Origin of the sequence: Bradyrhizobium cytisi, assembly GCF_008123515.1 — a bacterium.
GTDB lineage: Bacteria > Pseudomonadota > Alphaproteobacteria > Rhizobiales > Xanthobacteraceae > Bradyrhizobium > Bradyrhizobium cytisi.
Genome location: NZ_VSSR01000017.1, coordinates 22,088 through 43,341 on the forward strand (window position 1 = coordinate 22,088; position 21,254 = coordinate 43,341).

The following is a 21,254-nucleotide window of genomic DNA, read 5'->3' on the forward strand; positions in this document are numbered from 1 at the left end:
GAACACGCGTCCTATTCTGCCCTGATGTCGCTTGGTGCCTTGTTTGTCCATCGATGGAACGCGCGACGGAAATTGGCGGCATCGCTGAATCCGAGCGCCAGGGCAATGTCGTCGTTCGAGAGCCGGGTCGTGCGCAGATACTTCAGCGCAATCTGGGTGCGTAGCTCGTCCAGCAGACCGCGATAGGAAAGACCCTGCTGGCGTAGTTTGCGGCGCAGGGAGCGGTCGTTCATGCCGAGAAGTTTGGCCGCCGCCGAGGAGGTTGGTGGGTTGGTAATATCCGCCAGCAGAAGGTCGCGAATCTTTCCGGCGATGCCGATTCGCAACGTCAAATCGTCGAGCAGATCGTCGCAAAGCGCGACGATCGCTGGATAGGTGGTCTTGTTGCCGAGGCGCGCCTGCTGTTCCAGCCAGGTGGAACGGAAGACGATCTTGTTCGCGGGGTTCGCGAAGCTCACGTTGCACCGTAACTCGTCTTTCGGAAAGCTGGCGTCAGCGCCGGGGTAGGCGAGGCAGACCTCGTCGGGAGCGAACGCGGGACCCATGACGTCGCGCATCAGAGAGATATGTATTCCGATCTGCATCTCGGTGATGAAGCGATACAGCGCGAGATCAGTCGTGGCGTGCAGATTGGGTTCGATGGACCAGATGGCGGATCCGTTCTCCTCGCTGAAGCTGATTGCGGCCAAGGGGGCCGCGAGCATGTGGTACCGCGTCGCGAACTGCATCGTCCGGCGAAAGTCGGGACAGCACAGGATGGCGAAGCCGTACATTCCGTAGGTGGAGATATGGATGGTTGCTCCGATCCGATAGGCAAGATGAGGATCTTGCGAGAGCCGGACGGCATTCTTGTAGGCGGTCAGCAATTGCTTGAGCGAGATCCGGGCCTTCGAGGAATACACCTCCTTCGCCGGCAGATTGACATCCTTCAATATCTCGCTGGCCGGGTGCCCCTGGTTCGACAGCATGTCGAACAGTGCGGCAAGCTTGGTCGTTTCGTAGACGCGCTCGCTTAAGCCGACGATCGGCGATCCCTGCGCGCCTTCCGGGGGCGGTCGTGAGGACGGGGAAGGATGATGCTGCCGAACTTTTTGCAATCAGGTCCGCCTTTGCGCCGGAGCATCCGAGATGAGCGCACTCCCGCTCACCATCCGCCCGTGGTCTCGCAAGGATAACAGCTCTTTGGATCGTCAGAAGCAAGAGCGGGATTTGCGATGCGTCAGGCGGATGCCGCGTCGCCGCAAATCGCGAAATGAGCAGCTTTATTCAAGAACGAATGCCGGAGTGGTCGTAACCTGTCCGTTCTGGACCCCGTTGATGTCCGTTTCGGACCTTCACAAACACCAGGCGTCACGCGACGGTCGGTGTCCACGTCAGGTGATGAAATCATCGTGTGAGAGACGACCGGCCGAGGCGATCCGCAGGTCATAATTGCGGACGTCGCGAGGAGCCGGGGGAGAGACAACGTTTCGAGGGAGGCCGCCATGGTGGGAAGGCTGATCCAGACCGCCAAATCCGCCTATCGATATCCCCTGATCCTCAAGCAGTTGTGGCATACCCCGCTGCTGCAATCGCCTGAGCAGGAGATCGTTTATCGCGATCGAACGCGTTTCACCTATCGCCAGCTCGGAGAGCGCATCGCCCGCCTTGCTTCCGCGCTGAAGAGGCTCGGTGTCGAGCCCGGCGACACGGTCGGCGTCCTCGACTGGGACAGTAACAGGTTTCTTGAGGCCTTCTTCGCGATCCCCATGATGGGTGCGGTGCTGCAAACGGTCAACGTCCGGCTCTCGCCCGATCAGGTCGCCTATACGATCGATCACGCCGGCGCATCCACACTGCTCGTCAACGATGAGTTCGTCGGCTTGCTGGAAGGCATCAAGCCGCAGCTCACGAAGGTCAAGACACTTGTCGTGATGTCGGATCGTCCTCGTCCCGAGACTGGAAGCCTGCCGTTTGCCGGCGAGTACGAGAGCCTGCTCGCCGATGCGTCGCCCACCTATGATTTTCCGGATTTTGACGAAGATACGCAGGCGACGACCTTCTACACCACCGGAACGACTGGCCTGCCCAAGGGGGTCTATTACAGTCACCGGCAGCTGGTGCTGCATTCGCTAGGCGAGCTGGCATTCTTCGGGATCGCGAGCCAACAGGGCCGGTTCTCGCGCGACGACGTCTATATGCCGATCACGCCCATGTTCCATGTGCACGCCTGGGGCTTTCCCTGGGCTGCGACACTTGCCGGCGTCAAGCAGGTCTATCCCGGGCGCTACGACCCGGCGATGCTCGTCAAGCTGATCAAGAGCGAGGGCGTCACGTTCACCCACGGCGTCCCGACGATCCTGCAAATGCTGCTGAACGCCGCGGCAGCCACCAAGACAGACCTCACGGGCCTGAAGATGGTGATCGGCGGCTCGGCGTTGCCGAAAGCGCTGGCGAAGCAGGCGCTTGCCGCAGGCATTGACATCTTTGCCGGCTACGGCATGTCCGAAACCGGCCCGATCGCCGCGGTGGCGCACGTCATGTCGCGCGACCTGAGCGGCGATCACGATCAGGAGGTGGAGTTCCGGACCAAGGCGGGCATGGCGGCGCCGCTGGTCGACCTGCGTATCGTCGACGAGGACATGAACGATGTCCCCCATGACGGCAAGTCGTCCGGAGAGATCGTGCTGCGCTCACCTTGGCTGACGCAGGGCTACTACAACAATCCCGAGGGCTCGGAGGAGCTCTGGGCCGGCGGCTATCTGCACACGAACGACATCGCGGTGGTGAGCCCGGGCGGCTACGTGCATATCACCGATCGCCTCAAGGACGTCATCAAGACCGGCGGCGAGTGGGTGTCCTCGTTGCAGATCGAAGACCTGATCACGCAATGTCCGGGCGTGGAAGAGGCGGCCGTCATCGGCGTCAAGGACGACCGCTGGGGCGAGCGTCCGCTTGCCCTCGTCGTCAAGAAACCGGCGGAGACGAATGATGTCACCGATACGATCGTGAAAGATCATCTCAAGGCGTTCGCCGACAAGGGCGTCATCTCACGATACGGAATCCCCGGGAAGATACTCTTCATCGACAGCATCCCCAAGACCAGCGTCGGCAAGATCAACAAGAAGGAGCTGCGCAAGCGCTACGGCGACATGTAGCCGTTCGATCCCGGTCGGCGAAAAGCATCAGAGGAGGAAAATGTGAGCAACCTCACCCTTGCCGGCCTGAGCGAACGAATTGGACAGGAGCTTGGCGTGTCGGAATGGGCCGTGATCGACCAGGCGCGTATCGACGCGTTCGCCTCCTGCACCGGCGACCATCAGTGGATTCACGTCGATGTCGAACGGGCGTGCCGTGAAAGTCCGTTCCGCAGTCCGGTCGCACACGGCTATCTGGCGCTGGCGATGGTGGCGCCGCTGTCGATGCAGGTCGGCGTCATCCCCGTCGACGCGGCAGCCGGCCTGAACTACGGCATCGACAAGGTGCGCTTCCTCGCGCCGGTGCCAGCGGGCGCGCGGGTCAGGCTGCGTGTCGTTCTTGCCGCCATCGAGCCGAAGGAACGTGGGCAGGTGGTCATGAAGACCCGGAATACGTTGGAAGTGGAGGGGACGGAAAAGCCTGCGCTGATTGCCGAGACGTTGGCACTGCTGATTCCCGCAACGGAAGCGAGCCGGTCATGAGCACGGTAAGCCCCGGCCCGACATCGTCGCGCGTAGAAATATCCGAGGAAGCATCCAGGAATACGCTGGCGCTCAATCCGCTCGTGGCCATCCAGGGCCAGGATCTGCTCGACAGCGCCGGCATCCTGTTCAAGGCGGTCATCAACGAGCCGAAGGTCGCAACGGAACAGTGGCTCGCCTTCGTCGGCGAGCTCGGCTCCATCGTTGCCGGGAAGTCCGAGCGCGCGCCGAAGGCCGGCGACAAGCGGTTCTCGGACCCGACTTGGAAGGAGAGCTCGTTGCACAGCGGCCTGCTCAAGGCCTATCTGGCGTGGGGCGAGGCCTTCAATGGCCTTGTCGACAAGACCAGCCTCAGCGATATCGACAAGGCGCGCGCGCACCTGGTCACCGAGATCCTGATCGATGCCGTCGCGCCGACCAACGCGATGGTCACCAATCCCGCGGCGGTCCGCAAGTTCGTCGACAGCGGCGGACAGAGCATGTGGCGTGGATTGAAGAATTACTTCGACGATCTGACCCGTAACCGCGGCATGCCGTCGATGGTCGACACGAGCGCGTTCAAGGTCGGCGAGAATCTTGCGGTCACGCCGGGTGCGGTCGTGCTGCGCAACGAATTGCTCGAGCTGATCCAGTACACGCCGATGACGGCAACCGTCTGGAAGCGGCCGTTGCTGGTGACGCCGCCGCAAATCAACAAGTACTACGCGCTCGATCTCTCTCCGGACAAGAGCATGATCCGCTTCCTGCTCGAGAGCGGGATCCAGACATTTGCTGTCAGTTGGCGCAACCCGACGGAGGCGCATCGCGACTGGGGCCTGGATACCTATGTCGCAGCGCTCGACGAGGCCGTTGATGCGGCGCGCGAGATATCCGGCAGCGAGGACATCACCATGATGGGGTCCTGCTCCGGCGGCATCACGTCGACGGCCTATTTCGCGACGCTCGGCAGCGCGGCCGAGAAGAAGATCAAGAACCTGGTGCTGGCGGTTTGCCTGCTCGACCCTAACGCGGCCGAGGAGGGCGCCTTTGGCTGCTTGATGACGCCGGAAACCATGCGCGCAGCCAAGGAGATGTCACGGCTGCGTGGCATCGTCGATGGTCACGACCTGGCGCGGATGTTCGCCTGGATGCGGCCCAACGATCTGATCTGGAACTATTGGGTGAATAATTATCTGCTCGGCAACCAGCCGCCGGCCTTCGATATTCTCTACTGGAACGCCGATACGACGCGGCTGCCGGCGGCACTGCATGGCGACTATCTCGACCTGTATTTCACCAACCCGTTCGTGAATGCCGGCAAGCTCACGCTCAACGACAAGACCGTGGATATGAGCAAGGTGAAGGCGGACAGCTATGTCGTCGCCGGCGTCACCGACCACATCACGCCGTGGAAGGGTGTATACAAGACCGCTCAGATCATGGGCGAGGGCACCACCTTCGTGCTTTCGAGCAGCGGACATTTGCAAAGCCTGCTCAATCCGCCCACCAATCCAAAGGCGTCCTTCATGATCGGGCCGGTCGGCACCGGTGCCCCGGAGGCGTTCCAGGCTTCGGCCGAGAAACGGAAAGGAAGCTGGTGGCTCGACTGGCGCGATTGGTTGCATGCCCGCTCGGGCGAGGAGGTGGCGGCGCCTGCTTCGCCAGGCAGTGTGCGTCACCCAACCCTTGGCGTCGCCCCGGGGACCTACGTCTTTGAATGACAATCTCACCAGCGGGAAAAAGGCCGACTCGGTTGTCGTCGCGACGCCGGGGGCGATCGAGGTCCGGCAGATTACGATCGACGCTCAACTGCTTCAGGTCGCGGTCAGGCACGGAAGCGGCCATGGACCGCCGCTGCTGCTGTTCAACGGGATCGGCGCCAACTGGGAGTTGGCGAGGCCGTTTCTCGAAGCGCTTACGAGCACGACCACTGTCATCTTCGACGTGCCGGGCGTCGGCGGTTCGCCAAGGCCGCTGTTGCCATATCGCCCATCGACACTGGCGCGCCTTGCGGCGGGGCTCGTCGCGGAGCTGGGCTATGCGGAGGTCGACGTCGCCGGCGTGTCGTGGGGCGGGGGAATCGCGCAGCAATTTGCCCATCAATACCCAACACTGTGCCGGCGGCTGGTGCTCGCCGCGACGGCGCCCGGTTTCACCATGGTGCCGGCAAGCCCCTCGGTGTTGTGGAAGATGGCGACGCCCCGCCGCTACACCGACAAGGACTACATGAACAGGATTGCGGCGGACATCTACGGCGGCGCGTTTCGCGACGACCCGTCATTGATCGGCCGGCATGCGACCGCAATGCACGGTACGCGAAGCCTGGGCTATCTCTATCAGCTCCTCGCCATGGCCGGCTGGACCAGCCTGCCCTGGCTGTGGTCGCTGCCGCAGCCGACGCTCGTGCTGATGGGCAGCGACGATCCTCTCGTGCTTCCGATCAATGGTCACATCCTCGCAGGCCTGATCCCGAACGCCGAGCTCCGCATGATCGATGATGGGCACCTGTTCCTAATGACGCGGCCTGCGGAAACCGCAGCTCTGATCGAGGCGTTCCTGGCCGATGAGAGCAAGCAGGCCGGGCCGTCATCCCTGCTGTCGCGGACGGTCAGTTACGTCAAGAATCTCGTTCCGGCGCCCGAGGGCGGACGCCGCCAGTCCTGAGCATAACCACAAGGGAGGATATCATGACGGACGCGACCTCATACATCGACATGCTGAGAAAGTTCGGCAGCGATCTCGGCCTGCCGAAGCTGAACGTGGACGAGTTGCTCCAGGCACAGAAGAAGAATATCGACGCTCTCGGCGAAAGCGCGAAGGTGGCCGCGCAGGGCGCGCAGTCGGTGGCGCAGAAGCAACGCGAGGTGCTAGTGGCCGGCCTCAGAGAAGCCGAAACGCTCGCGCGCCAATACAAGCCGCTCGGCCAGATGCACGAGAACGTCGCGTTGCAGACCGAATTCGCGCGAAAAGTGTTCGAGATCGCGGTCGAGGGCGCGCGGGAGAGCGCATCGACCGCGCGGCAATCGACGACGGACGCGGTGAAGATCATCCAGGACCGCGTCAAGGAGAGCCTGGTGGAGATCCGCGCCAGCGTTCGCCCGAACAAGTCGGCCTGACGCAACCATCCGCGTACCAGGGAGGAGACCATGGCGAACCCGCAGGTGACACGAACGGGACGGCCGGACTATGTGCCACCGCCGATCGACGGCGACTTCTATGGGATTGCGAACGTGATGAGCGCAAGCGAGCGCGCGTTGCTCGGGCGCGTTCGCACGTTCACGGAAGGCGTCGTTGCGCCCGTGATCGAGGAGTATTGGGGGCGGGACGAATTCCCATTCGCGATCGTTCCGAAGATGGCCGAGATCGGCATCGGCGGCGTCGGCTATCAGGGCTACGGCGCGGTGGGCGGGAGCTGGTTGTTGAATGGCCTCGTCGCGATGGAGCTGGCCCGGGTCGATGCCTCAGTCGCGACGTTCTGGGGCGTACACACCGGCCTGTCGGCAGGCTCGATCTATCTGTGCGGAGACGAGGAGCAGAAGCAGCGCTGGTTGCCGTCGATGATGCGCTTCGAGAGGATCGGCTCGTTCGGCCTGACTGAACCTTTGATAGGCTCCGCCACATCGGGCGGCATGTTGACGACCTGCCGACGCGACGGCGACGTCTGGATCCTCAACGGCCAGAAGAAATGGATCGGCAACGCCACCTTCGCCGACATCAACGTGATCTGGGCGCGCGAGGAGGGGACGAACCAGGTCAAGGGCTTTGTCGTCGGCAAAGACAATCCGGGCTTCTCGGTCGAGAAGATCAGGACGAAGATGGCGCTTCGCGTCGTGCAGAACGGGCTGATCACCCTGAAGGACTGCCGCATTTCCGAGGCAGACTGTCTCCAGAATGCGAACTCCTTCAAGGACACCGCCAAGGTGCTGCGGATGACCCGCACCGGGGTGGCATGGTTCGCCGTCGGCTGCCAGATGGGCGCCTACGAGCACGCGCTGCGCTACGCGACGGAGCGGATCCAGTTCGGACGGCCGATCGGCGGCTTCCAGCTCGTGCAGGATCTCCTGGTGCGCATGCTCGGCAACGTCACATCGACCCAGGCGATGATGCTGCGCCTCGCCCAGCTTCAGGACGAAGGCGTGATGCGCGACGAGCATGCGTCGCTGGCAAAGGCATTCTGCACCGTCAAGTGCCGCGAGACGGTCGGCTATGCACGCGAGCTGCTCGGCGGCAACGGCATCCTGCTCGAGAACCATATCGGGCGGTTCGTGGCCGATGCCGAGGCGATCTATTCCTATGAAGGCACCAGGGAGATGAACACGCTGATCGTCGGCAAGGCGATCACCGGGCTGAGCGCCTTCGTCTGACCAGACGGACATCGAGTGGGCATCATAGCAGGGGCGATCAACAAGACGGGGAAGCGGCATGAATGGCGCGGAAAGTCTCTTGCGAACGCTGGTCGGATCGGGCGTCGAGGTCTGTTTCGGCAATCCTGGCACTTCGGAAATGCACTTCGTCGCTGCGCTCGACAGGGTCGAGGGCATGCGGGCCGTGCTCGGCCTGTTCGAAGGCGCGGTAACCGGCATGGCCGATGGCTATGGTCGCATGGCGGAGAAGCCGGCCGCGACCCTGCTCCACCTCGGACCGGGACTCGCCAATGGTCTTGCCAATCTGCACAACGCGCGTCGCGCAGCGACGCCGATCGTCAATGTCGTGGGTGACCACGCCACCTATCATGCGCAGTACGACGCACCGCTCGCATCCGACGTTCATGGTTTCGCGCGACCGGTCTCTGCCTGGGTGCATTCGTCGGCGAGTGCCAAGACCGTCGCTGCGGACGGCGCGCGCGCTGTGCAGGCTGCGTTGCAATGGCCCGGTCAGATTGCGACGCTGATCCTGCCCGCTGACACGGCGTGGCTAGAAGCCGATCGACCGGCACCCGCTCTCCCGAAACCGATGCCGGCCGCGGTTTCCAGTACGGCAATCGATCAGGCAGCTGCGGCGCTCAAATCGGGCCGCAAGACCATGCTGCTGATCCGGGGGGCCGCGCTGAAGGAGCGTGGACTGAGCGCGGCAGGCCGCATCGCGGCGGCGACCGGCGCGCGGATCGTGTGCGACACCTTCGCGCCACGCTGCCAGCGCGGCGCCGGGCGCGTGGCGGTCGAGCGCATCCCGTATTTCGCCGAGCAGATCGTCGAGTTCATGAAGGGAACGGAGCAACTGATCCTGGTCGGCGCGAGCCCGCCGGTGAGCTTCTTTGCCTATCCGAACAAGCCGTCCTGGTGCACGCCCGAGGACTGCAAGATCACCTATCTTGCGCACGCTCACGAGGATGGTCCGGCAGCGCTAGAGGCTCTTGCCGATGCGGTGAAGGCGACCAGGCAGGCGCTGCATGTCGGTCCACTGAGCCGGCCCGACATTCCGGCCGGACCGCTCAATCCGCAGACGGCCGGACAGGTCATCGCCCATTTGCTGCCTGACGGCGCCATCATCTCCGACGAGGGGGCGACGGCAGGCGGGGGTGTGCATCGATTTGCGGCAACGATCGCGCCGCACGATCATCTTGCCTTGACCGGCGGCGCGATCGGGCAGGGCATTCCGGTCGCCACCGGCGCTGCGGTGGCCTGTCCGGACCGGAAGATTGTCTGTCTTCATGGCGACGGCGGGGCGATGTACACGCTGCAGGCGCTGTGGACGCAAGCGCGGGAATCGCTCGACGTCACCACGGTGATCTTTGCCAACCGGTCCTACGCGATCCTCAACATCGAGCTTGCGCGGGTCGGCGCCGGAGATCCGGGGCCGAAGGCTTTTTCGATGCTGGATCTGCACAATCCCGAGCTCGATTGGGTCAAGCTCGCGTCCGGCATGGGCGTGGAGGCGAGCCGCGCGACGTCGGTTGGGGAATTCGAGAGCCAGTTCGGCGGTGCCATGAACAATCGCGGTCCCCGTGTCATCGAGGTCGTCCTGTAGCCGTACGGAATGCGCAATCGCCTAATTGCGGCTTTCGATCTTGCCGCCGAGCGCCCGCGTCGCGCTGGCGGCGCTGGCGAGCAGGGCTTTCACCTGATCGCTTGACGGCTCCACCTTCATCGAGGCCCGGGTGCCGGCGAGGCTGAGCGTGAAGCGGACATCGCCGTTCCAGTCCGCGATCGGCGCCGCAATGGAGACATAGCCGGTGAGGTCGGATCGAACGATCGTCGTGTAGCCTTTTCGCTTGAGCTCGCGCGCCGCATCGTCCCTGAACTTGCCGGCGTCGGGCCTGTCGCCGAAGACGGCGCCCCACTCCTGCTCGATCAGATGCGCCGTCAGGTTTGGTGCCAGTCGGGCGGCATAGATCTTCCCTGCCGCAGACCCCAGCATCGGGATCAGTCCGGTCCGAAACTCGAACGCGCCGCGCTGATCGCCGTCCTGCTTGAACAGGCTGAGCGGGCCGTCGTCGGTCCACGTCGTGACGGCCGCGCTTCGGCTCGTGATGTCGCGCAGATTGGTGACCTCGCGGCGGACGATCTCGAAGCCGTCGATCTGCTGAATTGCGCTGACGCCGAGCGAGAGCGCCGCAGGCCCGAGGCGATAGTGGCCCGGTTTCTCGTCCGCAGCGGCGAGCCCGATCCTGACGAGGCTCACGAGATAGTTATTCGTGGCGCTCGTCGTCAGGCCCGCCAGCGGCGCGATGTCCTTGAGAGCCATCGCCTGCTGGCTCGTCTGCATAACGCTCAGAATCCGAAAGGCAATTTCCACCGACTGAATGCCGCGGCGCGGCTTCTTCTCCTGCATCTGCTTCCTTCGACCGGTTCAGCGAATCGAGATTGACACAAACGAAAGCTGCGAGCACTATACAACAATAAAGCATATGTTCAACTATATTGAATATGCACGGAGGACACGAAAATGCCCCTTGGGGCCATCCGCAGCGTCTACACGGTCGCCAATGACATGGATCTCATGCAGGCCTTCTACGCAGAGGCGCTGGAGCTTCCGCTGGCTTTTCGGGATCGCGACAACTGGTGCCAGTTCAAGGTCGGACAGCTCGGGTTCGCGCTGAGCTCACCAGCCGAAGCGGCGACGGGCGCGCGCGGAAGTGTGGTCGTGTTCGGCGCGACCGACGTCGCTCAGTTGGCGCAGCGGATCGAGCGGCTCGGAGGGTTGCACCTGTCGAGCCGCGACATGGGTTCGCACGGCAGCGTCGCGACGTTCGCCGACCCCGAGAACAATCTGTTCCAGATCCACGTCCGGCAAAGCACCTAGCTACGGCCGCGAAACAACCGTGCCACCTGCGAAAGGATATTCATCATGAAGTTCGGCGTCTTCGATCAGAACGACCGCTCCGGTGTTCCGCTGACAGAGCAGTACGAGAACCGGCTTGCGCTCGCCGAGCTCTATGACCGGCTCGGCTTCCACTGCTTCCACATGAGCGAGCACCACGGCACGCCGCTGAGCACCACACCGTCGCCCAGCGTGTGGATGGCGGCTCTGTCCCAGCGGACCAGGAGATTGCGGCTATGTCCGCTGGTCTATCTATTGCCGACCTACAATCCCGCGCGTCTCTATGAAGAGATCTGCATGCTCGATCATTTGAGTGGCGGCCGGTTTGAGTTCGGGATAGGTCGCGGCGCCTCGCCGCACGAGCTCGACGCACTCGGGATCGACTCCGCGAAGGCGGCGAAGATGTACGCGGAGGCCTTCGAAGCGATCCAGCGCTGCTTCGCGCAGGATGCGGTCACGACGACAGGCGAGTTCTGGAACTTGAACGACTACGCGGTGGAAATGAAGCCGCTCCAGCGTCCGCATCCGCCGATGTGGTACGCGGTCGGTTCGCCCGACTCCGTGGTCTGGCCGGCGCGCAACGGCATGAATGTGGTCTGCGGCGGACAGGTGTCCCGCGTGCGCGCCATTTCCGATCGCTATCGCGAGGAGATGGCTGCCGCCGGTCTAGAGGGCAAAGCCTCTCCCCTCATCGGCGTCAATCGCTACATCATCGTCGGCGAGACCGACCGCGAAGCCCACGAGCTCGGCCGAAAGGCCTGGCCGGCGTTCTACGAAAATTTCATCAAGCTCTGGCGCAAGCACGGGACCCAGCCGGTCAACGCGAAGCTGCCACCCTCGTTCGACCAGCTCGTCGAATCCGGCCATGCGATCGCCGGTTCTGCCCGGACGGTCGCGCAAATCCTGTCCGGCCAGGTCGCGCTCGGCGGGCTGAACTACGTGATCGGCAGCTTCATGTTCGGAACCATGCCGCACACGGAGGCGGCGGCCTCGATCCGCCGCTTCGCCGAGCAGGTGATGCCTGTGGTGAAGGCGGCCGAAGCGGTCGCCGCATGAGTGCACAAAACGGGTGAACGCAAGGAGGTGGAAGATGGCTGATGCTCCTCTGTTCGACAGCCGCGATCTGCGGCGCGTGCTCGGAACCTTTGTCACCGGCGTGACCGTGGTGACCACGACCGATGACGAAGGCAGATTCCATGGCGTCACCGCCAACTCCTTCAGCTCGGTGTCGCTTGATCCTCCGCTGGTGCTCTGGAGCCAGTCGGTCAAAAGTCACAGCCACCCGGCCTTCTTCAAGGCCGAACGCTTTGCCGTGAACATCTTGGCCGAGGACCAGATCGAGCTGTCAAAGCGCTTTGCGAAGTCATCGCATGAGAAGTTCGTCGGCATCGATGTCGATATCGGCTCCGGCGCCGTGCCGCTGCTCCGCGATTGCGGCGCCAGGCTCCAGTGCCGGGTCGTGTCGCGGGTGCCGGGCGGCGACCACACCATCTATGTCGGCGAGGTGTTTGCGATCGATCGCGCCGAACGCAAGCCGCTCGTCTTCGGCAACGGTCAATATCTGCTGGCTGACCCCCACGATATGGCTGATGGCGCATTGTTGCCCGATCGCAAGCAGGCGCAACTGGCCGCCATGCGGCTCGGCACGCGCGCGATCGAGCGCCTCGCCAACCAGTTCGACGAGACGATGGCGCTCGCGGTCTGGGGTACACACGGCCCAACCATCACCCATTGGGAACCGGCGTCCGCTCCCGTCAGCGACGCGCTTCCCGTCGGACTGATACTGCCCGTGACCTCGACGGCAACCGGTCTGGCATTTGCCGCACATCTTCCGCCTGAGGCCATTGCGCAGACGGGCTGGCCAGGAGAGGCCACGACGGCCGAGGAGGGCGATTGGGAGGAACGCCTCGAAGACATCCGGCGACTGGGACTCGCAAGGCAGGGACTCGAAACCTTCTACCGCAGCGAAACGCTGATCAATGCCCTCAGTGCGCCGGTGCTCGATGCAAGCGGCCAGGCGGTGCTGGCTCTGACCGCGGTCGGCGAGGCGAGCCGGTTTCGCGCGGATCTCGACGGTGTGTTCGCCCGCACCCTCCGGCAGAGCGCAGAAGATCTGTCTCGCCGCCTCGGCTACCGCTCCGACAATGCGTCTGAACCGGCCAAGCGGCTGCAACCGGCGGCGGGAGCCTGATCGATGGCCGCTTTGTCCGCCCTCGACACCGAGCTCCTCACGCAGGAGCTGCCTGAACTTGTCCAGGTGACCGTTGCGTCACCGGTCTATTCCGGAGAACGGGGGCACATCAATTATCGCGCCAGTGGGAGCGCGCGCAATCCCACGGTGCTGATGCTTCACGGACTCGGATCCAGCTCGGCCGGATATCGTGCCCAGCTTGCCGGGTTGTCGCGGGATTTTCACGTGCTTGCCTGGAATGCGCCGGGCTTCGGCGGCAGCACGCCCATCCCGGGGCAGGACCCAGGCATTGACGATTATGCGGAGGCCTTGGAAGGATTGCTGCGCGCACTTCGGGTGCGGCGGCTTGCCGTTCTGGTCGGCAGCTCCTGGGGGAGCGTCGTGGCGCTGGCCTTCGCACGGCGATATCCAGCAATGGTCGACGGTCTCGTTCTTTCCGCCCCGAATGTCGCCAGAGGCCATCTCCTCGGCGATGCCCGTGCAGCCGAGCTCAATGCCTGGCTTGGCACGGCGGATATCGACATTCCGGTTTCACGCGCAGCCATCGCGGACAAGTTGCTGACACCGGACACGCCATCGCTGGTCAGGCAGCATGTCGAGCGCCTCCGCGACGCCATGACGACCGACGGCTGGCGACAGGCGATACGGTCGCTGTTCACCATTTACACGCCGGACACCGTCTCGGCCGTGCGGTGCCCGATTGCCATCCTCTCCGGCACGCTCGATCAGGTCGCGCCACATCGGGATCACGCGGCGCGGCTGCTCGCCGCGGCGCCTGCCGCGACGTCGCATCCGTTCGAGGCTTGCGGCCACATGCTCAAGCTCGAAGCGCCAGTGAAGTTCAACGCCATCGTCCGGCAAATCGCAGCCGAGACGCGGAGCGAAGTCTCGGCAGCGAAATAGAACACGAAAGCCGACACGCGAGGAAACCAAGGATGAAGATCGAACAGGAAGCAGAGCGGCCTACTCCAACTCATTGGTGGATGGTCGGCGTCCTTTGCCTGGTGAATGCGGTCGCATTCATCGATCGTGCGGCGCTACCGCTCCTGGTTCAACCCATCAAGCGTGATCTCGGGATATCGGACACGATGATGAGCCTTCTGATTGGAGCTGCCTTCATCATCACCTACGCCATCGGGGGCTGGCTTGTCGGCGTGCTTGTCGATCGGTTCTCCCGCAGACGCATCCTTGGTATCGGGATCGCGGCCTGGGGAGTGTCGACGATCCTGTGCGGCTCCGCCACGACCTATGCCGGTCTGTTCCTGGGCCGCTGCGGGGTTGGCGCGGGCGAGGCAACATGTGGACCGGCGAGCATGTCGCTTGTGAAAGATGCATTTGATACGCGCTTCCGCGGGCGCGCCGTCGCGATCTGGGCGATGGGCGCGAGCATCGGCGGCGGGATCGCCCTTCTTGCCGGAGGCGCCATTCTTCACCTGGTCGGCGAGAACGGGGCCTATGTCGTGCCCGTGCTCGGGATATCAATTCGCTCGTGGCAGCTCGTCATGATCGCCTGTGGCGTGTTTGCGCTGCCCGTTGCCCTGCTCGTTTTCACGTTCCCGGAGCCCGCAAGACGATCAGCCGGCCCAAGCAAATCTGTGGCTTTCAAGGAAGTGCTCGAGGCGATCCGTGGTCGATGGCTGGTCTTTGCGTTGCTCTTTCTGGCAAACGCTGCGACGATCATGCTGTCGGTGGCTTATTCGTCCTGGATTCCCGCGTTTCTCGGGCGGGTGTGGAAAATCCCGGCAGGCGAGATCGGCCTGACTTACGGTCTGATCGTGTTGCTGCTCAGCACCACGAGCCAACTCAGTGCGGGCTTTCTCGTCGACCTGGTCTACCGACGGTACGGCCTGTCGGGTGTCCCGGCGCTCGGAATTGCGATTTGCGCGTTGATCTTCGTGCCTGCCGTCTTGGCGCCTGCGGCCGGATCCATTTCGGCGACCTGGTTTTTGCTGGCAGCTTTTAATCTCCTGGCTGCGAGCTTGTTCACCATCGGCACCTCGACGATCGTGCATCTGTCGCCGGGCGCGGTCATCGGGAAAATCACGGCCGTTCATTTCGCGTGGGTCGGCATCACGGGAACGGCGGTCGCGCCGACGCTCGTTGCGGTGATCGCCGATCGACTATTTGAGGGAGCCCAGAGCGCTCTCGGCTCCGCGCTATCAACTGTCGGCGGTGCGCTGGCGATAGCCGGCGGGCTATGTCTTCTCGCCGTCTATTGGCAGATGCGACCCGGCCGTGACGTGCCATCGCTTGTTCCCGAGCGCGCGCGATGAGGCGGCCGTTTCTGGAATCACAATATCAACATGTTGAAGGGAGGTCGGAAATGCAAGTGATCAGGTTCGAACAGAAAGACGCGGTCGGTCATATCGTACTCGCCAATCCGCCGAAAAATCTCATTGCATCGGACTTTTCGGACGCGCTCAAGCAGGCCGTTCACGAAGCCGGCGAGAGCTACATCAGGGCGTTGCTGGTGAGGGCGGAAGGACCCAATTTCAGCCAGGGCGGCGACGTGCTCGACTTCCTGGAGAAGAATGCCAGTCAATTCCGGACCTTCATTGCCGAATGTAATCAGTCGTTCCGCGCCATCGAGGCCTTGCCGATCCCGACGGTCGCAGCCGTCCGCGGCGCTGCGTTTGGCGGCGCCTTCGAGCTCGCGCTCGCCTGCGACTTCATCGTTGCGGCCGAAGATGCGGTGTTTCGCTGTATCGAGGCTTCGGTGGGATCTGCGCCCGTCGCCGGCGCGGTGCAGCGACTCGCGGAGCGGATCGGCCGTTCGCGCGCGGCCCGATACGCGATGCTTTGTGAGCCGATGTCGGGCGCCACCGCCGGCGAACTGGGAATTGCGATCCAGGTGATGCCCGCGGATGACGTCGAAGCGGCTGCGCTCAAATTCGCGCAGGATCTGTCGAGCGGTCCGACGCGCTCGTATGCGGCCATACGAACCCTGCTGAAGGCCTGGTCGGGCGGGGGCGTGCCGTCCGCCGACGCAATGATCCTGGATATCACCATGGCGCTCCACAGCTCCGAGGATGCAAGACGCGGCCGCACGGCACGGGCCGAGGCCATCAAGAAGGGGATCGAGCCGCCGAGAATCGTCTTCACCGGCCGATGATGGAACGCCTCGGAAGACGCAGGAGAGAAACGGCGGCAAATGGTGCGCGATCTTAACGATCTCCAGTTCTTTGTCGCCGTTGTCGTCAATCGGGGATTCTCGGCGGCCTCCCGCGTGCTTGGCGTACCCAAATCGCGCGTCAGTCGCCGCATCGCTCTCCTGGAGGAGCGGCTCGGCGTGCGGCTGCTCGATCGGACGACGCGCGGACTTGGTGTGACCCAGGTTGGTCAGCAAGTCTACCAGCACGCGCAAGCCGCGGTGATCGAAGCTGACGCGGTCGAGGAGGTCGCGCTTCGTATGCAAGCCGAGCCCCGCGGGCTCGTTCGGCTGACCTGTCCGCTCGGGCTTCAGGGGGCGATTGCCGGTCCCTTGCCCAGCTTCCTTGCCGCTCATCCTCAATTGCGTGTTCAATGCATCGCGACCAATCGCCGAGTCGACTTGATCCACGAAGGTATCGATGTCGCGATCCGCGTTCGCGAGCGCCTCGACACCGACGCAGATCTGCAAGTGAAGCGCATCGGGGTCAGCCGGCGCATCCTTGTCGCAAGCCCCAACCTGCTGGCAAAGACGGGTGCTCCGAAATCGCCGGCGGATCTCGGCAATTTTCCGATTTTGGACCAGGACGAGCAGAGCGGCGGTACCTGGCTTCTGACGGCGAAAAATGGTGAGACCAGCAGCCTGTCGGTCGAGCCACGCCTTGCCAGCGGCAGCTTCGATATCCTGATGGCGGCGGCGTGCCAGGGCGCCGGAATTACGTTGTTGCCGGCCAGATATTGTCAGGACGCACTCGTGAGTGGTGCGCTCGTCCGTGTGCTGCCGGAATGGGGCGGCACCGAGGGCATCCTGCATCTCGTCTTCGCCTCGCGGCGCGGCATGCTGCCTGGCGTCCGGGCGGTGATCGACTTCGCTGCCGCGGCCCTGAGATCGTCAGCGGCGTCATAGCCGGCGTTCAACCGCCGTGCGCTGCTGTGGTTTGTCTCTCAGCGGAGACGGGTGCGGCCTTCGGCGTAGTCGCGGCTTCCGGTCCCATCCGCCGGCGATCGTTCACCAGGTAGAACGAGGCGTCCGGAATCTGCTGACTAATCGGCCGACCGGTTTGGCCACATAACCATTCCCGAAACGGACACGGGTCCGATGCCGAGGAATGGTCATGTTGCAGCTTCGCTCCAAGGAAACGCTCGATCACGGAGATCGCGGCTGGCTGAAAGCACGCCACCATTTCATCGTGTCGGCTGAGGGCAATCCCGCGAATGGCCCCCTTGGCGCGCTCGTGGTCTGGAACGACGACGAGATTGCGCCCGGCTCCGGCTTCGGACGCCACTCGCACGCGGACATGGAAATCGTGACCTATGTCCGCCAGGGCGCCGTCACGCACGAAGACAGCGCCGGAAATCTCGGCCGCACCGTGGCCGGTGACGTCCAGGTGATGAGCGCTGGATCCGGCATCAGCCACTCCGAGCACAACCGCGACGACGACCCGCTGAAGCTCTTCCAGATCTGGCTGCTGCCGCGTCAGCGCGGCGGGACGCCGCGGTGGGATACCCGCAAATTCCCGAAGGCAGATCGCGCCGGACATCTCATCGAGCTCGCGAGCGGGAATCCGGAGAACGCCGAGGCGCTCATGATCCGCGCCGACGCCCGCGTCCTCGGTGCCACGCTGCTTGCGCGGACCACTCTGACACATACGCCGTCGGCGCATTTGCGGCACACCTATCTCGCCCCTGCCCAGGGCGCGATCCTCGTCAACGGGCAACGAGTTGCTGTCGGCGACGGCATCGCCGCAATCGACGAACCCAAACTCATCATCACGGCCATCGAGAACGCGGAGTTCATCCTCGTCGACGCCGCCTGATCTCACACCAGCAAAGGAGCTATTACCATGAACCGTTACCTCCCTCTGATCGGCCGTATCCTGATCGGCCTGCCCTTCGCGATGAGCGGCCTCGGCAAGCTCGCCGCTTTCGGTCCGACGACCGCGATGATCGCTGCTGCCGGTCTGCCTGTGCCGCCGCTTGCTTACATCGTTGCAGTCGCGCTTGAACTCGGCGGTGGACTCCTGCTGATTGCAGGCTACCAGGTTCGAACGGTCGCGCTGGCGCTGGCAGTGTTCTGTATCGCGGCCGGCGTGGCGTTCCACAGCAACTTCGCCGACCAGAACCAGATGATCCACTTCCTCAAGAACGTCATGATGGCCGGCGGCCTGCTTCAGATCGCGGCGTTCGGCGCAGGCGCGCTCAGCCTCGACAACCGCCTGTCCAAGGGCGGCGTCGCTGTCGCGAATGCTGCGGCCCGCTGAACTCATGAGCTCGCGCCGACCGTTCCGACGGCAGTACGCCCCGTCGCCGGGCCGGCGCGAGTTCACCAGAAAGATACTTTACGATCGTAAAATTTAATGACATGGTTCGTTCAGTCGGGCTGGCGGCCGGTTCGCCGCATCTCGACGATCGCCGAACGTCGGCCGCAAGCGCCGCGAACAGCCGGAGTGAAACGATGATCGAGGAACGGGACATCAGTGTTGCCATGCGCGACGGCACGCGACTTGCCGTCGACGTCTACCGACCGGATGCGGCGGGCAAATACCCGGTGCTCTATGCGTCGGCGTTGCACAACAAGGACATTCAGGGGCCTGACATCGCGGACATCCTGCCGCCGCAACCGGCGCACGCCCCGTTATGGTTCGGGCCCATCGAGGCGGGCGATACGAGACGATTCATTGCCAACGGCTATGTCCACGTCATCGCGCAGCCGCGAGGATCGGCCAAGTCGGAAGGCCATTACGGCCACGAGGATACCGACCATTACGATCTGATCGAGTGGATCACGCAGCAGCCGTGGTCAAACGGCAAGGTCGGAATGGTCGGCATCTCCGGCTATGCCGGCGAGCAGTGGCGCGCGGCCGCGCAAGGGCATCCCGCCCTGAAGGCCATCTTTCCCTACGATGCGTGCAGTGCCTATGGCGGTATGTTCGGCTTTCGCGACTTCAATCCCGGCGGCGTCCTGCACACATTTCCTTATTTGCTCGACGTCTTCAGCACGGTTCATGAGTCACGCGACCGGCCCGCGGAGCTTCCTGCTGCAGAGGAAGCGCTCTGGCGGCAGGCCATGCAGAACCCGGACTACAAGCAGTACATCAATCTCTACAACATCCTCACCCAGAAGGGGCAGCGCACGTTCGTCATGTATCTCATGATGACGCACCCTTGGGAGTTCGACGGCACCGTCGAGCGCGCCGAAGAAACCTTCAGGAAAATCAAGATGCCGTTCTACACCGGCTCGGGAGCCTACGCGTACACCTACAAGCTTCACTGGCTGGGCGCGCAGCATTACTTCCAGAACGTTGACGCGCCGAAGAAGCTGCTGTTCACGGGCCCGGCTCACCTGGAGCGGCCATTCCATCAATACCACGACGAGATCATCCGCTGGTACGACCACTGGCTGAAAGGGCAGGACACCGGCATCATGGACGAACCGCCGGTGCGTTATTGGCTGATGGGCGCCAACGAATGGCGTACCGGAGCGGACTGGCCACTGCCGGAAACGCGGTGGACGAAATTCTATCTTTCGCATTGGGACGGCCTGACCGCAGAGCCGCCGCGGCCCGCTGTGGAGGTTGGTGCCGCGGCGCGCGAGCCCGACGTCTTCACTCAGATGCCCGTCACGCGGACGACGAAGGTCGAGCGGCTGCGCTACATGACGGATCCGTTGCCGCATGACGTCACCGTCGCCGGCCCAATCACGCTCACGTTGTATGCAGCGATCGATCAGGAAGACACCAACTGGATCGTCGTCCTCAAGGACGTCGGCCCCGACGTCTCGGTCCGTACCGCGCGCGAGGGCGAGCGCGATATGCCAACAACCTTGCCCGAACGGGAGTTGACGCGAGGCTGGCTGAAGGCTTCGCACCGGGCGCTCGATGAGAAGCGTTCAAAGCCCTGGGAGCCATTCCACAAGCTCACTCGCGACGCGATCTCACCGGTGACGCCGGGCGAGGTGGTCGAGTACCAGATCCAGATCCTGGCGACAGCGAACCAGTTCAAGGCCGGACACCGCATCTGCCTCGACATCACGTCCATGGATGTTCCGACCGGGACCGGCGCGATGACCAATGTCGAGTACATTCCCTATCACGTGTGCAGCAGCAAGACCGTGACGCACAGGATTTATCGGGACGCAGAGCGGCCATCGCATCTGCTGCTGCCCATCATTCCCCAAACAAACAATCAACGTCCGACCTGATCGTCGGCTCAGAGCAGGAGGCATTGCCATGTCGATCCGATTTGAACGCGACGGCGCCGTCGGCAGCATCGTGCTCGCCAACCCGCCATTCAACCGCCTAGACCTGCGTTTTACCGAGGCCCTGCGGGTCGCAGTGCACCAGGCCAGCACCAGCGACATCCGCGTGCTCGTCATCCGTGCGGAGGGACCGCATTTCTCCTTTGGCGGCGAGGTGCGCGAGTGGCCGGGAAAGGACGTCAACTGGTTCAGGACGTTCGTGGCCGAGGTCAACGTCTCCTACCGCACCATTGAAATGCTGAAGATCCCGACGGTCGCAGTGGTCCAGGGCGTCGCGTTCGGCGGCGGCTTTGAACTGGCGCTGGCCTGCGACTTCCTCGTCGCGGCCGAGAGTGCGACACTCCGCTGCGTCGAGGTCACCACGGCCATGCTGCCGATCGCAGGGGCCCTCCAGCGCATCGCGGAGCGCGCCGGCCGCGCGCGCGCCTCGCGGCTTGCCATGCTTGGCGAGCCGATGTCCGGACAGGAGGCGGGACAACTCGGAATCGCCACTCATGTGGTGCCCGAGAACGAGCTCGCAGCAACCGCTGCCGCTCTGACAAAGCAACTCGCCACCGGGCCGACCCGATCCTATGCGGCGACGCGGACGCTTCTGAAGGCATGGTCGAGCGGCGGCGTGGCAGCGGCAGACCTCGTGATGCTCGATGTCGCGATGGAGCTCTATGAAGGCGCCGATGCGCAGCGCGGCTTTGCCAACACGGCAGCGGCTTTCGACAAGGACATCGAGCCGCCGACACTTATCTTCGAAGGAAAGTGAGCC

Annotated in this window: 20 protein-coding genes; 18 read left to right on the top strand and 2 right to left on the bottom strand. The window is 63.6% G+C overall.

The annotated features are described in order from the left end of the window. Positions 1-11 precede the first annotated feature (11 nt). Entirely contained in the window at positions 12-1,097 is a 1,086-nt protein-coding gene (locus FXB38_RS10685) for an AraC family transcriptional regulator (protein ID WP_148750821.1), read from the bottom strand. Between the two features lie 387 nt (positions 1,098-1,484). Here FXB38_RS10685 and FXB38_RS10690 point away from each other — a divergent pair, with 387 nt between their 5' ends. From FXB38_RS10690 to FXB38_RS10720, 7 genes are read left to right on the top strand one after another with little or no spacing between them, the layout of a single operon-like run. After that, the gene (locus FXB38_RS10690) at positions 1,485-3,137 is read left to right on the top strand and encodes a fatty acid--CoA ligase (RefSeq protein WP_148750822.1); all 1,653 of its coding nucleotides are present in this window, start codon (positions 1,485-1,487) and stop codon (positions 3,135-3,137) included. A gap of 42 nt (positions 3,138-3,179) precedes the next feature. Further along, entirely contained in the window at positions 3,180-3,659 is a 480-nt protein-coding gene (locus FXB38_RS10695; protein ID WP_148750823.1) for a MaoC family dehydratase, read from the top strand. After that, positions 3,656-5,359 (top strand): alpha/beta fold hydrolase, encoded by a 1,704-nt coding sequence (locus FXB38_RS10700; protein ID WP_148750824.1) that lies wholly within the window; start codon positions 3,656-3,658, stop codon positions 5,357-5,359. Before FXB38_RS10695 ends, FXB38_RS10700 begins: the two co-directional genes overlap by 4 nt. Further along, entirely contained in the window at positions 5,352-6,302 is a 951-nt protein-coding gene (phaZ, locus tag FXB38_RS10705; RefSeq protein ID WP_210250896.1) for a poly(3-hydroxyalkanoate) depolymerase, read from the top strand. The genes FXB38_RS10700 and phaZ overlap by 8 nt, the downstream gene beginning before the upstream one ends. Positions 6,303-6,325: 23 nt before the next feature. Continuing rightward, on the top strand, positions 6,326-6,754 hold the full coding sequence (locus tag FXB38_RS10710; RefSeq protein ID WP_148750826.1) for a phasin family protein: 429 nt from the start codon (positions 6,326-6,328) through the stop codon (positions 6,752-6,754). Positions 6,755-6,784: 30 nt separating this feature from the next. Continuing rightward, positions 6,785-8,002, top strand: a complete 1,218-nt coding sequence (locus FXB38_RS10715) for an acyl-CoA dehydrogenase family protein (protein ID WP_148750827.1) — start codon at positions 6,785-6,787, stop codon at positions 8,000-8,002. A 58-nt stretch (positions 8,003-8,060) separates the two neighbouring features. After that, the gene (locus FXB38_RS10720) at positions 8,061-9,605 is read left to right on the top strand and encodes an acetolactate synthase large subunit (protein ID WP_148750828.1); all 1,545 of its coding nucleotides are present in this window, start codon (positions 8,061-8,063) and stop codon (positions 9,603-9,605) included. A gap of 21 nt (positions 9,606-9,626) precedes the next feature. On the opposite strand, the gene FXB38_RS10725 is transcribed toward FXB38_RS10720, so the two are convergent. After that, positions 9,627-10,409, bottom strand: coding sequence for an IclR family transcriptional regulator (locus tag FXB38_RS10725; protein WP_148750829.1), 783 nt, complete (start codon positions 10,407-10,409; stop codon positions 9,627-9,629). 114 nt (positions 10,410-10,523) lie between these two features. On the opposite strand from FXB38_RS10725, the gene FXB38_RS10730 reads away from it, so the two are divergent. From FXB38_RS10730 to FXB38_RS10780, 11 genes are all read left to right on the top strand, one after another. Continuing rightward, on the top strand, positions 10,524-10,880 hold the full coding sequence (locus FXB38_RS10730; RefSeq protein ID WP_148750830.1) for a VOC family protein: 357 nt from the start codon (positions 10,524-10,526) through the stop codon (positions 10,878-10,880). A 45-nt stretch (positions 10,881-10,925) separates the two neighbouring features. Continuing rightward, complete coding sequence (locus FXB38_RS10735; protein WP_148750831.1) at positions 10,926-11,954, top strand: LLM class flavin-dependent oxidoreductase; 1,029 nt, start codon at positions 10,926-10,928, stop codon at positions 11,952-11,954. 34 nt (positions 11,955-11,988) lie between these two features. After that, a complete protein-coding gene (locus FXB38_RS10740) occupies positions 11,989-13,089 on the top strand; it encodes a flavin reductase (RefSeq protein ID WP_148750832.1) in 1,101 nt (366 codons plus the stop codon). A gap of 3 nt (positions 13,090-13,092) precedes the next feature. Continuing rightward, positions 13,093-13,992 (top strand): alpha/beta fold hydrolase, encoded by a 900-nt coding sequence (locus tag FXB38_RS10745; RefSeq protein ID WP_148750833.1) that lies wholly within the window; start codon positions 13,093-13,095, stop codon positions 13,990-13,992. Between the two features lie 32 nt (positions 13,993-14,024). Continuing rightward, entirely contained in the window at positions 14,025-15,362 is a 1,338-nt protein-coding gene (locus FXB38_RS10750; protein ID WP_148750834.1) for an MFS transporter, read from the top strand. 50 nt (positions 15,363-15,412) lie between these two features. Then, complete coding sequence (locus FXB38_RS10755) at positions 15,413-16,201, top strand: enoyl-CoA hydratase/isomerase family protein (protein ID WP_148750835.1); 789 nt, start codon at positions 15,413-15,415, stop codon at positions 16,199-16,201. Positions 16,202-16,240: 39 nt separating this feature from the next. Next, positions 16,241-17,143, top strand: a complete 903-nt coding sequence (locus tag FXB38_RS10760) for a LysR substrate-binding domain-containing protein (protein ID WP_210250898.1) — start codon at positions 16,241-16,243, stop codon at positions 17,141-17,143. 208 nt (positions 17,144-17,351) lie between these two features. Next, positions 17,352-18,053: a pirin family protein gene (locus FXB38_RS10765; RefSeq protein WP_148750836.1), complete on the top strand. Its 702-nt coding sequence runs from the start codon at positions 17,352-17,354 to the stop codon at positions 18,051-18,053. 27 nt (positions 18,054-18,080) lie between these two features. Then, on the top strand, positions 18,081-18,497 hold the full coding sequence (locus FXB38_RS10770) for a DoxX family protein (protein ID WP_210250900.1): 417 nt from the start codon (positions 18,081-18,083) through the stop codon (positions 18,495-18,497). 194 nt (positions 18,498-18,691) lie between these two features. Next, positions 18,692-20,437 (top strand): CocE/NonD family hydrolase, encoded by a 1,746-nt coding sequence (locus FXB38_RS10775; protein WP_187434796.1) that lies wholly within the window; start codon positions 18,692-18,694, stop codon positions 20,435-20,437. Between the two features lie 28 nt (positions 20,438-20,465). After that, positions 20,466-21,251 (top strand): enoyl-CoA hydratase/isomerase family protein, encoded by a 786-nt coding sequence (locus FXB38_RS10780; protein WP_148750839.1) that lies wholly within the window; start codon positions 20,466-20,468, stop codon positions 21,249-21,251. The last annotated feature ends 3 nt before the right edge of the window (positions 21,252-21,254 follow it).

What these genes read in the sequence shown, in the direction of transcription:
- FXB38_RS10690 (WP_148750822.1), top strand. Translation starts at nt 1,485, where the DNA reads ATGGTGGGAAGGCTGATCCAGACCGCCAAATCCGCCTATCGATATCCC.
- FXB38_RS10700 (WP_148750824.1), top strand. Translation starts at nt 3,656, where the DNA reads ATGAGCACGGTAAGCCCCGGCCCGACATCGTCGCGCGTAGAAATATCC.
- FXB38_RS10710 (WP_148750826.1), top strand. Translation starts at nt 6,326, where the DNA reads ATGACGGACGCGACCTCATACATCGACATGCTGAGAAAGTTCGGCAGC.
- FXB38_RS10715 (WP_148750827.1), top strand. Translation starts at nt 6,785, where the DNA reads ATGGCGAACCCGCAGGTGACACGAACGGGACGGCCGGACTATGTGCCA.
- FXB38_RS10720 (WP_148750828.1), top strand. Translation starts at nt 8,061, where the DNA reads ATGAATGGCGCGGAAAGTCTCTTGCGAACGCTGGTCGGATCGGGCGTC.
- FXB38_RS10725 (WP_148750829.1), bottom strand. Translation starts at nt 10,409, where the DNA reads ATGCAGGAGAAGAAGCCGCGCCGCGGCATTCAGTCGGTGGAAATTGCC.
- FXB38_RS10730 (WP_148750830.1), top strand. Translation starts at nt 10,524, where the DNA reads ATGCCCCTTGGGGCCATCCGCAGCGTCTACACGGTCGCCAATGACATG.
- FXB38_RS10735 (WP_148750831.1), top strand. Translation starts at nt 10,926, where the DNA reads ATGAAGTTCGGCGTCTTCGATCAGAACGACCGCTCCGGTGTTCCGCTG.
- FXB38_RS10740 (WP_148750832.1), top strand. Translation starts at nt 11,989, where the DNA reads ATGGCTGATGCTCCTCTGTTCGACAGCCGCGATCTGCGGCGCGTGCTC.
- FXB38_RS10745 (WP_148750833.1), top strand. Translation starts at nt 13,093, where the DNA reads ATGGCCGCTTTGTCCGCCCTCGACACCGAGCTCCTCACGCAGGAGCTG.
- FXB38_RS10750 (WP_148750834.1), top strand. Translation starts at nt 14,025, where the DNA reads ATGAAGATCGAACAGGAAGCAGAGCGGCCTACTCCAACTCATTGGTGG.
- FXB38_RS10755 (WP_148750835.1), top strand. Translation starts at nt 15,413, where the DNA reads ATGCAAGTGATCAGGTTCGAACAGAAAGACGCGGTCGGTCATATCGTA.
- FXB38_RS10760 (WP_210250898.1), top strand. Translation starts at nt 16,241, where the DNA reads ATGGTGCGCGATCTTAACGATCTCCAGTTCTTTGTCGCCGTTGTCGTC.
- FXB38_RS10765 (WP_148750836.1), top strand. Translation starts at nt 17,352, where the DNA reads ATGTTGCAGCTTCGCTCCAAGGAAACGCTCGATCACGGAGATCGCGGC.
- FXB38_RS10770 (WP_210250900.1), top strand. Translation starts at nt 18,081, where the DNA reads ATGAACCGTTACCTCCCTCTGATCGGCCGTATCCTGATCGGCCTGCCC.
- FXB38_RS10775 (WP_187434796.1), top strand. Translation starts at nt 18,692, where the DNA reads ATGATCGAGGAACGGGACATCAGTGTTGCCATGCGCGACGGCACGCGA.
- FXB38_RS10780 (WP_148750839.1), top strand. Translation starts at nt 20,466, where the DNA reads ATGTCGATCCGATTTGAACGCGACGGCGCCGTCGGCAGCATCGTGCTC.